Annotated in this window: 13 protein-coding genes and 1 tRNA gene; 6 read left to right on the forward strand and 8 right to left on the reverse strand. The window is 59.8% G+C overall.

All coding sequences use genetic code 11. The annotated features are described in order from the left end of the window. Positions 1–30: 30 nt before the first annotated feature. Positions 31–1221 carry an alanyl-tRNA editing protein gene (locus tag NT137_05150; GenBank protein MCX6652723.1) on the reverse strand — a complete coding sequence of 397 codons (1191 nt, stop codon included), beginning with the start codon at positions 1219–1221 and terminating at the stop codon, positions 31–33. Between the two features lie 123 nt (positions 1222–1344). On the opposite strand from NT137_05150, the gene NT137_05155 reads away from it, so the two are divergent. Then, positions 1345–1833 carry an Lrp/AsnC family transcriptional regulator gene (locus tag NT137_05155; GenBank protein ID MCX6652724.1) on the forward strand — a complete coding sequence of 163 codons (489 nt, stop codon included), beginning with the start codon at positions 1345–1347 and terminating at the stop codon, positions 1831–1833. 122 nt (positions 1834–1955) lie between these two features. Beyond that, on the forward strand, positions 1956–3800 hold the full coding sequence (gene aspS / locus NT137_05160; protein ID MCX6652725.1) for an aspartate--tRNA ligase: 1845 nt from the start codon (positions 1956–1958) through the stop codon (positions 3798–3800). Positions 3801–3809: 9 nt separating this feature from the next. Here the strand turns inward: aspS and gatB are convergent, their stop codons facing one another. The 3 genes from gatB to NT137_05175 are packed head-to-tail and all read right to left on the reverse strand — an operon-like array spanning position 3810 to position 6762. Next, the gene (gene gatB, locus NT137_05165) at positions 3810–5162 is read right to left on the reverse strand and encodes an Asp-tRNA(Asn)/Glu-tRNA(Gln) amidotransferase subunit GatB (protein ID MCX6652726.1); all 1353 of its coding nucleotides are present in this window, start codon (positions 5160–5162) and stop codon (positions 3810–3812) included. Next, on the reverse strand, positions 5159–6493 hold the full coding sequence (locus NT137_05170) for an amidase family protein (protein MCX6652727.1): 1335 nt from the start codon (positions 6491–6493) through the stop codon (positions 5159–5161). The genes gatB and NT137_05170 overlap by 4 nt, the downstream gene beginning before the upstream one ends. After that, positions 6490–6762 carry an aspartyl/glutamyl-tRNA amidotransferase subunit C gene (locus NT137_05175; GenBank protein MCX6652728.1) on the reverse strand — a complete coding sequence of 91 codons (273 nt, stop codon included), beginning with the start codon at positions 6760–6762 and terminating at the stop codon, positions 6490–6492. Before NT137_05175 ends, NT137_05170 begins: the two co-directional genes overlap by 4 nt. A 255-nt stretch (positions 6763–7017) precedes the next feature. Between NT137_05175 and NT137_05180 the strand changes: the two genes are divergently transcribed. Further along, positions 7018–7506, forward strand: a complete 489-nt coding sequence (locus tag NT137_05180) for a tetratricopeptide repeat protein (protein MCX6652729.1) — start codon at positions 7018–7020, stop codon at positions 7504–7506. 270 nt (positions 7507–7776) lie between these two features. Here the strand turns inward: NT137_05180 and NT137_05185 are convergent, their stop codons facing one another. From NT137_05185 to NT137_05200, 4 genes are read right to left on the reverse strand one after another with little or no spacing between them, the layout of a single operon-like run. Further along, positions 7777–8583: a heparan-alpha-glucosaminide N-acetyltransferase gene (locus NT137_05185; protein ID MCX6652730.1), complete on the reverse strand. Its 807-nt coding sequence runs from the start codon at positions 8581–8583 to the stop codon at positions 7777–7779. Then, a complete protein-coding gene (locus NT137_05190) occupies positions 8561–8782 on the reverse strand; it encodes a Rieske (2Fe-2S) protein (GenBank protein ID MCX6652731.1) in 222 nt (73 codons plus the stop codon). The genes NT137_05185 and NT137_05190 overlap by 23 nt, the downstream gene beginning before the upstream one ends. Continuing rightward, the gene (mptA, locus tag NT137_05195) at positions 8773–9750 is read right to left on the reverse strand and encodes a GTP cyclohydrolase MptA (protein ID MCX6652732.1); all 978 of its coding nucleotides are present in this window, start codon (positions 9748–9750) and stop codon (positions 8773–8775) included. Before mptA ends, NT137_05190 begins: the two co-directional genes overlap by 10 nt. Positions 9751–9792: 42 nt before the next feature. Then, the gene (locus NT137_05200) at positions 9793–10896 is read right to left on the reverse strand and encodes a DUF362 domain-containing protein (protein MCX6652733.1); all 1104 of its coding nucleotides are present in this window, start codon (positions 10894–10896) and stop codon (positions 9793–9795) included. Positions 10897–11027: 131 nt separating this feature from the next. Between NT137_05200 and rnhB the strand changes: the two genes are divergently transcribed. The 3 genes from rnhB to NT137_05215 all read left to right on the forward strand — a co-directional run bounded on the left by rnhB (position 11028) and on the right by NT137_05215 (position 12157). Beyond that, positions 11028–11672 carry a ribonuclease HII gene (gene rnhB, locus NT137_05205; protein ID MCX6652734.1) on the forward strand — a complete coding sequence of 215 codons (645 nt, stop codon included), beginning with the start codon at positions 11028–11030 and terminating at the stop codon, positions 11670–11672. Positions 11673–11688: 16 nt separating this feature from the next. Continuing rightward, on the forward strand, positions 11689–12024 hold the full coding sequence (locus NT137_05210) for an SCP2 sterol-binding domain-containing protein (GenBank protein ID MCX6652735.1): 336 nt from the start codon (positions 11689–11691) through the stop codon (positions 12022–12024). Positions 12025–12082: 58 nt separating this feature from the next. Further along, a tRNA-Met gene (locus tag NT137_05215) sits at positions 12083–12157 on the forward strand. Positions 12158–12175: the final 18 nt, after the last annotated feature.

The raw sequence follows: 12175 nt of genomic DNA on the forward strand, positions 1-12175 counted from the left end.
CAGGCTCGCATGCATGCGATCGTGCTGAGGTCACGTCAACGGTAACCTAGCCTTGAGTGCCTCCAACGCCTTGGTCACGGCTTCCTCCCCCTTCTCTGGAGGCGCCCCGCCTCCTGAGGCGAAGCTCTTGCTTCCGCCGCCCTTTCCACCCACGGAACGCAGAGCGGCGTGCAGCACTTCCCGACAGTCGACCTGGAGGTCAGGTGAGGCGGCTACCACCAGCAGCACCCGCTCATCCATCGAGGCCAGGACCACCGCGGTCAGAGGTTGCTTGGCGTGCTCGTTGGCAGCATCCATCAGCGTGCGTTTGTCGATATCCTGGAAAGCGCCGTGGAGGATGCGGACCTGGCCATGGATCTCGGGCTTGAGCTCGGCCAGTACCTGTTTGGTATAGCCTTTGAGCGCGATGCGCATCTTCTCTGCCTCCGTCGCCAGGTTGTCGAGGGCGTGGATCAGGTCCTCGGGAACCGCCCCCAGGATATCCGCTCCCTGCAAAGCCAAGGTGGAGAAGCGAAGTGCGCTCTCCATCGCCTGCTTTCCGGTCTCGAACTCTATCTCAACGTCCCCTGATGGCTTTGCGGACGTGAGCCTCGTGACCAAGAGCATGCGCAGCTCCCGCGTGTTCTGGAGGTGCACACCGGCGCAAGCGGCTTTGTCGATCTCCCCGATGGAAACGATGCGCACCTTCTCCCCGTGGATGCGGTCGACTTTGATGCGGATCTCTCTGAGCACCTCGCTGTCCTTGGCCACCCATGTCTCGGTCACCGGGAGCTGGGCGGCGATGGCTGCGTTTGCCTCCTCCTGAACTCGGGAAAGAAGACTCCAGTTCACATCCCCATTGACCACGAAGCACTTCTTCTTGGGCGTGATGGCGATCTTCACCAGCTCGATCTCCGGGTTGATCTTGCTCAGGGCACTGAAGAGCAGATGCTCCCCGGTATGGCCGCGCATCAGATCGTGACGTCGCTCCCAATCGATCTCGCACTCTACTCTCTGTCCAATGGTGAAGGCATGGTCCGGCACCTTGTGCCTGACCTCTTCGCCACCCTTGACCTCTTCCACATCCAGGTCCTCGATCCATCCCCGGTCCGTGTCCTGTCCTCCCCCTCCTGGGAAGAAGGCGGTGCGGTCCAGAACGATCCAGTCACCTTCCACCCTTAGTACGGTGGCATCGAAGCGCGTGAGATACGGGTCGGATTCGTAGAGGAGACGGGTGCTCATGCTAGCCTGAAGGTCGTTTCCACAGAAAAGGGTTTTAGTTGGATGATCCAAGCGGAAGCCTTGCTGGGAAACTGACATATATCGAGGTGCTCATCTCACAACCGGCCCCGAGGTGGGGGTGCCATGTGCCCATCATCTTCCCTCGATGAGTTGGATCAGCGTATCATCCAGGAGCTATGCGTGTCCAGTCAAGGCTCTTACAGGCAGATCGCCAAGCGGCTGGGGGTCCATCCCACCACCCTGATCCAGAGGGTGAAGAATCTTGAAGAGCTGGGCATCATCCACTGCTACCGGGCGCATGTGGACTATCTGAAGCTAGGCTACGAGTTCATGGCCATCGTCCACATCTACGTGGAGGGCGACCTCATGGAGGTGGAGCAAAAGGTGAAGGCGCTCAAGAACGTGGTGGCGGTCTTCGATGTCACAGGGGAATGTGACTCAATAGCCTGGGTGGCGTGCAAGAGCCGGGAGGAGTTCAGCGCCGTGGTCAAGTCCATGCTGCAGATAAAAGGGGTCAAGAAGACCAACACCTATGTGGTGCTGAACATCATCAAGGATCCGTTCCAGTTCCATCCGGAGTTCGAGCCGTTCGAGGACGATCTGCGGCGATGATGCCTTTTTCCAGATGTTGACCGTGCACATCCCTAGCGTGGCACGAAGTAGCGAAGTGTTTAATAGAGTCCTGCCCTTAAGGGCGATGGCTTAGCAAGCATGAGTTCCAGAGGCCTGTGGACATGATGCGCACACACGATTGTGGGATGCTGAAACCGGAGGACCTCGGGAAGCGAGTCACTTTGGCGGGTTGGGTGCGCTTCCGCCGTGATCATGGCGGAGTGCTCTTCTTCGACCTGGCCGATAGTCATGGGACCACCCAGCTGGTCTTCGACCCCGAGGCGCTGAGCGAGAAGATCGACAAGCGAAGCCTCTCGGCGGAACTCAATACCTTCGGTCGCGAGTGCGTGATCCAGGTCACGGGCGTCGTGAGGAAGAGGGTCCCGGGGACGGAGGACCCCAGGAATCCCACTGGCACGGTGGAAGTGCTCATCGAGCAGGCGAAGCTCCTAAACAAGGCCAGACCTATCCCGTTCGAGGTGGCAGAGCAGAAGAACTCCCAACTGCCGAACGAGGACCTGAGGATCAGATATCGTTACCTGGACCTGAGGCGGCCGCAGATGATCTCTAATCTGCGCTTCCGCCACCAGCTCATCTCCGGTGCCCGTGAGTACTTGGACAAGAGCGGTTTCATCGAGGTGGAGACACCGATGCTCACCCGGAGCACCGCCGAGGGTGCCCGGGATTTCCTCGTGCCTTCGCGCATCCAGCCCGGGCATTTCTACGCTCTGCCGCAATCGCCGCAACTGTTCAAACAGATGCTGATGGTCGGAGGGGTGGAACGCTACTACCAGGTGGCCCGCTGCTTCCGGGACGAGGATTCTCGCGCTGATAGGCAGCCGGAGTTCACCCAGTTGGACGTGGAGCTCTCCTTCGTCGAGGAAAAGGACGTCCATGCGGTCATAGAGAACATCCTGGTGCACGTTTGGCGCCGGCTGTTCGAGAAGGAACTCATCACCCCCTTCCCTAGGCTTGGCTACCATGACGCCATGGCCCGCTTCGGCACCGATGCGCCGGACGTGCGCTTCGGGCTGGAGTTGAACGACGTCACCGACATCGTCAAGCAGGCGAAATACGAGGTCTTCCGCAACATCTTGAAGAAGGGAGGGGTCGTGGTCTGCCTGAACCTCAAGCGGTCCCTGGTTCGCGAGAAGGACGCGGACTGGGGCGGCGTTGGACGGAAGGAAGTGGACCGTCTCATCGACTGGGCCAAGCAGCAAGGCATGGGCGGCCTCACGTGGATGAGGGCGACCCCAGACGGCCTGGAATCGAACATCGTGAAGTATTTCGCGGAAGAGGTCCGTGAGGCTCTGGCCCAGAAGATGGACGCGGAGCCGGGGGACCTGCTGCTGTTCCTGGCCGGTCCCCGCATGCAGACCCTGAAGGCCGGCGGAGCGCTGCGCATGAAGCTGGCCCGAGACAACGGACTGCTGGAAGGGAAGGACCATCAGTTCGTTTGGATCGTGGATTGCCCCATGTTCCAGGTCGACCCGGTCACCGGAAGACTGTCATCTTTCCACCATCCTTTCGTTCGACCGGTGCAGGGCGACATCCCGCCCTCCGGGGACATGGCCAATGTCATAGGCATGTCCTATGACCTTGTCCTGGACGGGAGCGAGATCGGCAGCGGCTCCATCCGCAACCATGACGCCGAGGTACAGCGCCAGGTGTTCCGCCTGCTGGGCATGAGCGAGGAGGGCATGCAACGGGAGTTCGGCTTCTTCCTGGAGGCGCTGGAGTACGGAGCGCCCCCGCACGGCGGCATCGCCCTGGGCTTGGACCGACTGGTATCGATCTTGCTAGGCTGCGAATCGATACGCGACGTCATCGCCTTCCCCAAGAACAAGCGCTTCCAGTCGCTGGTCGATGGCGCCCCGGCCAAAGTGGACCAGGCGAAGCTCTCCGAGCTCATGCTGCTCTCCCTGGCCGAGGAAGAGGAGAAGAAGGAAAGGATCGAGGACGATTAGGGCGGAAGGTCAGAGCCGTCTCTCTATCTCCTTCCTCACCGCTTCCACGATCTCCTGGGAGTTGTACTTGCCCTTGGAGGCCTTCATCACGTGTCCGATCACGGCGTTGGAGGCCTTGGGGTTCGAGGCGTAGTCCTTGACCACGTTCGGGCGTTCGTCCAGATACTGGGAGATGAGCGAATCCAGGAGCGTGTCCTCTACCGCGCAGGAGATGTCCTCCGGGCACTCGCCCGCTGCGATGGCGGATATCCTCCTCCGGCCCTCGGAATCGGTAATCTCCCGGTCGGCGACCTGAGACACCACCCGCACCACATCCCCGATCACCTTCTCGGTCAAGCGTGGCTCGATGGAGCTCCAATGGGATGAGATGGGTCCGAGGGTCCAGGTCATCGCCAGTTCCGGGTCCACCTTCTCCGCCAGGCGCTCGAACAGCTCCGCCATGGCCATGGAGGTGATGACGATCTGCTTGGCCTTGTCGAAATCCACCACGTAGTGGCCGGCGAGGCGCTGCGCCATTCTCAAAGGGGTCTCGGAGGTGGTGAGGACGGAGGCCACCTTCAGCAGGTCGAAGGTGCCCAGGTCCGGCTCGCCGATGTAGCCGTAGTCCTCCTCCGTCTCCTTCTCCCGGGCGGAGAGGGTCACCTTGCGCTCCTCGTCGTAGCGACGGGTCTCGCGCACTACCTTCACGCCCGCCTCGAGCATCTTCGCCTGGCGACTGGCTTCGAACTTCAAGGCTCGTTCCAGATGGCGCATCCCTTGGATGTTCTTGACCTCCACCCTCTCCTCGCCTACAGAGATGTTCGCGTCCACCCGCACCGTCTGCTCGTCGCTGGCCGTCGTTCCGATGATGTGCCTCAGCTCCACCAGAATCTCGGTGATGAACGTTCTTGCTTCGTCTGGTGAGGACATGTCCGGGGCGGTCACGATCTCCACCAACGGGATGCCGCTCCGGTTGTAGTCGATGAGCGAGACCTCCTCTCCGGACTTGCCCACCCGCTTGATGCGGCCCGGGTCCTCCTCCAGATGCACACGCCAGATGCCGATCCGCTTGCCCCTGGAATGGAAGTGCCCGTCAGTGCCCAGTGGAGAATCGTACTGAGTGATCTGGAAGTTCTTGGGCAGGTCGGGATAGAAGTAGGTCTTACGGGAGAACCAGATGGTCGGAGTGATCTGGCAGTTGAGGTACTGGGCGATCTGCACCCCCATCTCGAGCGCCCTCCGGTTCAACGCCGGCCTCGAGCCTGGGAAGCCTAGGCAGGTGGGACAGATGGATGAGTTGGGTTCCTCGGCGGAGGTGGCGCAGGAGCAGAAGAGCTTGGACCGGGTGGGCAGTTGCACATGGATCTCCAGCCCTATCTTCACCGACACACCTCCGGGAACCTGAACTGGAAGCCCTTCGACCAGGACTCCGCCATATCGAGGAGTCTGCCTTCTTCCCAATGAGGGGCGACGAACTGCATGCCCATCGGCAAAGCGTCAGCATACCCACAGGGCAGCGAAAGATGAGGCAACCCCGCCAGGTTCGGCGGCACGGTGAGGAAGTCCGCCTGATACGCTTCGAGGGGTCGCATCTTCTCTATCTCGTTGAAACGAGGTGCCACGAAAGGCATGGTGGGGGTGAGCACCAGATCCGAACGTCCGAAGACGTTCTGGTACTCAGAGATGACCAGCTGCCTTACGGAAAGCGCTTTCATGTAGTAGCGATCACGATATCCGACCATTCGTGCATAGGTGCCCAGCAGGATCCTCCGCTTGGCCTCTCGGCCGAAATGCTCTGAGCGGACCTCGGTGAAGAAGTCGTTGTAATGCTGCGAGATGGAACCGCCCCGCACGCCGAAACGCATGCCACAATAGCGGGCGAGGTTGGTGGAGGCCTCCGAGGTCGCGAGCACATAATAGGCGGAGAGGGCGAACCGCAGCGACGGCATGTCCACCTGCATGATATCGATGCCCTGTTCTTCCAGGTGCCCAAGGGCGTACTTGAATCCCTCTTCCACTTCCGGGCTGAGGTTCTGCAGGGCCTGCTTCGGCACCGCCACCGTGCGGATGCTCTTTCGCTCCAGTCGAAGAGGAGGTTGCGCACAGGACGTGGGGTCCTTGGGATCGGCACCTGAGATCATGGGAAGGAAGCGCCTGAGGTCCTCCGACCGACGCACCAGCAATCCAACTTTGTCCAGTGAGTTGCCGTAGTCGATCAGGCCGTAACGCGAGACCCGTCCATAGGTGGGAGTAAGGCCGAAGACCCCGCAGAAGGATGCGGGACAGGAAATGGAACCGCCGGTGGAGACGCCGAGAGCGATGTGCCCGTCAAGCATACAAGCGGCCGCTGCCGCTCCGCCGCTGGAGCCGCCGCACGCCCGCTCGAGGTCGAAAGGGTTCCGAGGAATGCCGTAGCCGGAGTTGGTGCAGAACGTGCCGAACCCGAACTCGTCCATGTTCGTCTTTCCCAGGAGCACGCCTCCCGCGGCTCTCAGCTTCGCAACTGGCGTGGCGTCGAAGGGAGGGCGGTATCCTTCTAGGATGCGCGAACCCGCCCGGGCCTGGAAGCCTTTCGCGCACAGATTGTCCTTGGCTGAGAAATGAAAGGGCGGCGGATAGCCCTGAGCCTCCTCCAAGCTGGGAGATATCTCTGAGAACGCTAGGTATCGTTCGTTGAGGTCTCGCAGTTCGTCCAATGTAGGCAGGCAGCTCATGAAAGGCGCGGCCCCCTCACCAGGTCCTGATAGATGTCCATGGAGTCACGGAGGCCATCGGCGTCCACGTCCCTTGCTACGACGTCCTCGCGCAGCACATCGTGCACGGGCACGGGATTGAAGTCGTGCTCGCCCCCGCTCGGTGCCTCATCCAGCACTGCCATGTATGCCAGCACCTCCTCCAGGTCCTGGGCGAACTGCCTCTCTTCCTCAGGAGACAGCCTCAGCCGGGCGATCCTGGCGACGTTCCTCACCGTGTCGACGTCCATACGACTCAATCCTCTTCCCTTGCCATGCGGTCATGGCCGAGGAGGTTGAGATGATTATTGCGACTCCCTATTAAACCCTTGTCAGAGCGTGGCACAGATGGCCAACCCCCTTCTCTCGATCGTCCTTCGTCAGTTGACAACAGAAGATAGATTTGAACTAGTGCGATTCGATCCCCGAACAGGTCAGCATCAAACAGGTCGGTTCGGATGAATACGTTTATGAGGAAAAAATCCGTTCATTGGTCTGGTGCCAAGATGGAAGAGTCTATGAAGCTCATCGAGCAAGCTCACCAGCTTATGAACAACGGGGAGTATCAGCAATCTTTCTCCAAGTTCGAGAAGGCGATCAAGACCAACCCGAACAACCCCGAGGCCTACTACGGCAAAGCGGAAGCTGGGGCTCTTCTTTCCAAGGTCAGCGTGGAGGAGGTCATCGTCCTCTACAAGAAGGCCATATCGCTGGACCCAGGGAATCCTTTCTACTACTCATCGCTGGGCGCCTTCTGCATCGACGCCGGGCAGTTCAACGAGGCCGAGGCCGCCTACAACAAGGCAGCGGAGGTCGACCCGGACAACGCTCATCACTACTACAGCGAGTTCGGGGTCGAGTATCATCGCCGGGCACCGGAGGTCATGGAACAGTTCCTGGACGATTCCACCCGGGCCATGATCGCCAAGAAGTCCCTCAAGTACCTGCTCAAGTCCATCGGCCTTGATGAAGAGAAGGCGAAAGCGCTGCTCTGACGGCTTCGGCCAGAGGTCAACTTCCGTCAATGAAGGAGCTCGGGAGAGCCCTTTCTATGCTCGCCGTTCCGACGTTCCTGTGCCGGGATGCAATACGAGCACACCTTGGCCTGTGGATAGTAGTGATCCTGGCAGACCAGCCTCCCGCACAAGGAACAGGTGTTCTGGGCAGGCTTGCCACAAATCATACAAAGCCCAACCGTCTCCATGCCTGAAATCCTACGCCGGGCGAGGGTATCAAGGTTTCTGCCCTGCACGTCTCTCTTGCTTCTAGAGTGATAGCAGCAGAGAGATCGCGCATACCAGCAGGATCTGGTGTAGGAAGTAGATGATCAAGGCGTGCCGACCCAGCCAGGTCATTGCCCGCAGCGGTGGTGAACGAACATCCTCTCGCAGTTGAAAGCGTCGCGTGCCATCAGGATACGCCCAGCGGCCAATCGCGATGCCCAGGAGAACCACGCCCAACCAGGGGAGCAAGGGGAAATAATCCACGGAGACGAAATCAATGGGCTCCAAGCCGAGCCAGATGAACCAAGGGGAATGGAATACCTGTCCTGCCAGGACAGCTCCTGCGCCGACCATCAGCGCCCCGGCGGCTGCCGCGAGCCAGGACCTTCTCAAGAATGGATAGGAGAGGATGACGCTGAGGCCGATGCAGTGCAGCACTCCGAAGATCACGTAGCCATTTCCCAGGATCAGGTAGGTGGCCAAGGTGACGCCCATTCCCATGAGGAAGATGCCCGTGCCCCGGAGAGCAAGCTTGCGCAATAGCGCTCGCTCGTCCATCGTTCTTCTGGCGACGGTGGAGCTCAGGTGCAAGGAGATCCCTACCAGAAGAAGGAAAATGGTGCCGATGGAGTAGGCGAAAGCACCGAGTAGGCCGCTGTAGAGCGGTAGGTCAAGCACTCCGAAGAAATCCAGGTCGTATAGGAGATGGAAGGCGATCATCATGAGCACCGCCAATCCCCGGGCTAGGTCGATCTCCCAGAACCGCCCTTGGGGACCGCGACCCTTGAGCCAACCGATAATCAACGATCTCCTGGTCCGCCCTCCATCAGAGATCAATGAAGAGCTCATCCCCTTCCTGGATGATAGGATAGGAGCGTATGTCACGGGCCTGGAGATTGCGGAGCACTTTACCACTGGCCAGGTCGAAGACCGCTCCGTGAGCGGGGCATCTTATGGTGCCTTCGAAGACGATGCCCCGTTCCAGGGGAATGCCCATGTGAGAGCAGCGGCCATCGATGTCGCAGACCACGGCCCGGATCAGGAGCACCCACTCCTCTCACCCAAGGACACGCCTTCGGAGGAGCTCTTGTCCCTCAGCTCCCCCAGGGTGGTCACCCGCTCCGCGAAAGCGTTGTGCTTGTGGATCGATTCCTCGCTCTCGCTGCGAGCGGTCACCAGCACCTCGTCCGGCAGCTGTGGGTATTTGTCCAGCACACGAGAAAGGATATCACGCACCACATCCTCCACGAACTTGGGGTTGCTGTGGGCGTTGATGACCACCTGCGCCTCGTCCGAACGCTTGAGGAGTTCGAAAGTGGGCGAGGAGAAGGAAAGCTCCAGGATCTCGATGAGGTCGTTCGCCTCCACTTCGTACTGTTCTGGTACCTCCACCAGGAGGGTGGAAATGTTGCGCTGGTTGTGCGAGATGACCGGGAGCGAGCCTTCGATGACCACATTTCCCTTGACCAGATCGCGGACGGTCTCCATGGCGCAGGGGCAGGCGGTCATCCCGATGGCCTGGGCGCCGATCATCTTGCGCATTCCATCCCCTCTTTTTCCGTAGGCCTGGGCCGTGAGCTTGAACGCCTCGCGCGAGATGCGTCCGCTCGGTCCCGCCCGGTCCAGGAAGTAGTCGGCGAGCACATTGACCTCGGCGTAGGACGCGTAGTCGTGCTTCTCCAGAAGATCGCGACAAATGTCCTGGCACAGGCTTTCCAGCCCAGAGACCGGCTGTCCTACGCTCGACTCCACCGCTTCGGAGATGACCTCCAAGTTGCGGGAGAGGTGCGATCCGCGTTGCGTCGGGGGCAGGTCGACGAATACATCGATGACACAGTTCAGGCATCCTTGGGTGCCTTTTCTTTGGACCGTGACCTGTTTCTTCACGCCAGTGACGCCGACCCTCGTGAGCTTGAAGCCATTCAGCAGGCGCCTTCCCTGCACGTCCGCTAAAGAGATGAAATCACCGACAGGGTGGATTGGGAGGGCTATTATAAACACTAGCCAATTGACCATGTTCTTGGTAGATTACCGTGCTGTTGGTAAGTTAGACGGGCATCAGACCTTGATTAGTTCGTACCTTCTCCTGCCCAGTCCGAGCTCCTCCGCATACTTGAGCTGCACCGTCCAGTCGACGTCGTACAAGGCCCTCAGTTTGTCCGAGCCGGCCTCTAGTCCCTTCTTCAAGGCTGAGCCCTCCAGCCCCACCTGAGCGTTGACCATGTCGATGGCCGCCTGATCTATGGCCACGATGTCCCTCGAGGCCAGGATGCCGATGTCCGGCACAATCGGCAGGTCGCTCCAGGAGAAGCAGTCGCAATGGGGTGTGAAATCGACGAGGAAGCTGATGTAACCCAGCTTTTCGCCCTTGTCCTTGGTGATGCCGTAGCAGTACTCCACCATCCTTTCTTGCAGGGCATCGTTCGAGGTCCACTCCCCCGGCGAGATGGCCTTGTTGAAGCAGGCGGCGTAGCATTCACCACAGCCGAAGCACTTCTTCTGGTCGATCTTCGCCTTCCTCGAACGCAGGGTGATGGCCCCGGCCGGACAATGCTTGGCGCATTCCCCGCATCCCTTGCATAAGGGCGTCTTGATCGCCGGTCGAATGTCGTTGTGCATCTCTAGCTTGCCTGCTCTGGAGCCGAATCCCATGCCCAGGTTCTTGATCGCTCCCCCGAACCCACTGAGCATGTGCCCCTTGACGTGCGACACGCACAATATGGCATCCGCCCGATGCGCGGCCATGCCAACTTTCACGGTCTTGCAGTGCTTCAATCCGACCGGTATCTCAAACTGGTCCTGGCCGGTAAGGCCATCGGCGATGACCAGTGGAGCGTTCACCACCGGAGGAAAGAAGCCATGCCTGGCAGCGGTCATGAGGTGATCGACCGCGTTCGTCCTCCCTCCCAAGTAGAGGGTGTTGCAGTCGGTGAGGAACGGTTTTCCGCCCTTGGCCGCCACCAGGTCCACCACCTTGGCCACGAACTGTGGCCGGAGGAATGACGAACTTCCAGCCTCCCCAAAATGGGACTTGATAGCTACGAGGTCTCCTTTTTCGAAAACCTGGTCCATACCGGAAGCGCGAAAAAGACGAGCGATCTTGCTGGGAACGCTCTTGGACTTCCTGTCAGCTCTCAGGTCGGTGAAATAGACTTCGGACATCTTGCACTGGACTAGGTTGCTTGACACATATCAACCTTGTGCGCCGAGTGGTATCATTCGCTTGTGCCCGCCAGGTCCGAGATCGTGACCGGGCGATGATGACATATCGCTCTGCGTCCATTCCCTGTCCGATGATGTGTGGGGTGGACGAAGCAGGTCGGGGCCCGGTACTGGGACCTCTGGTGGTGGCCGCCGTCATGCTCGAGAACGACGCCCCACTTCGGGAGCTGGGGGTCAGGGATTCGAAGAAGCTCACTGCTAGAAGGCGGGAGGAGCTCGCCCCGCGGATCAAGGAACTGGCAAGGGTAGAAATCGAGGTGGTCCCGGTCGAGGTCATCGACGAGAAGACGAACGACCATCTCTTGAACGAGCTCGAGGCGGAGGTGTTCGCCAGACTGATCGACAAGCTTGGCCCTGAATGCGCCTACATCGACGCGTGCGACCCCAACGAGCGGCGCTTCTCTTCCATGGTCAGCGGTCGCCTCGTTTGCCGGCCCAGGCTCGTCTGCGAGCACAAGGCCGATGTTCGGTATCCGGTCGTCTCGGCCGCTTCCATCATCGCCAAGACGGTCCGAGATGCGCAGGTGAGAGAGCTGGAGGCATTGGTAGGGGAACCGATCGGCACGGGCTATGCCCATGACCCGACCACGAGAGCATTCCTGGAAAAGTGGATAAACAAGAACGGGATTCCTCCGCCACAGACCCGCAGGTCCTGGGCCACGACAAAGAGGGCCGAGAGCTTGGCCAGGAACTCGCGGTTGACTGATTGGGATTGAAGTGAAGGTGCGAGACATGAGCGTCAGACCGGTCATCGAGAGCGTGGTGGTGCGCTTCAACGAACGTGTATCCAAGGATCCCAAGCTAAGGAAAGAGCTCGCCGGCTTGACCAAGAAGGTGCAGCTTGACCTTGGGCAAGAGAAGTACTACTTTGTCCTCAAGGAATGCTGCGTACCCTGTGTATGCGACGGGGTCATGACCGAGACCCCCGATATTACGTTGTTTTCTGACCCAGAGACGATCACCAAGATCGTCAGCGGGGAGATGAAGATGATGAAGGCCTGGGCGCTGAAGAAGGTGCGCCTGAAAGGCTCGATCGAGGACCTGATGCGTTTTCGCAAGTTCCTCTAGGCCACTCCGCAAAAGAGCAAAGCTTATTAAAGAGGTGTCTGTTAGGAGTCCTCCACACAGCGGGGTGGGGTAGCCAGGATATCCCGTCGGGCTCATAACCCGGAGATCGGTCGTTCAAATCGACCCCCCGCTACTCGTTCCCTTTTCTTGG

Source organism: Methanomassiliicoccales archaeon, assembly GCA_026394375.1.
GTDB lineage: Archaea > Thermoplasmatota > Thermoplasmata > Methanomassiliicoccales > UBA472 > JAJRAL01.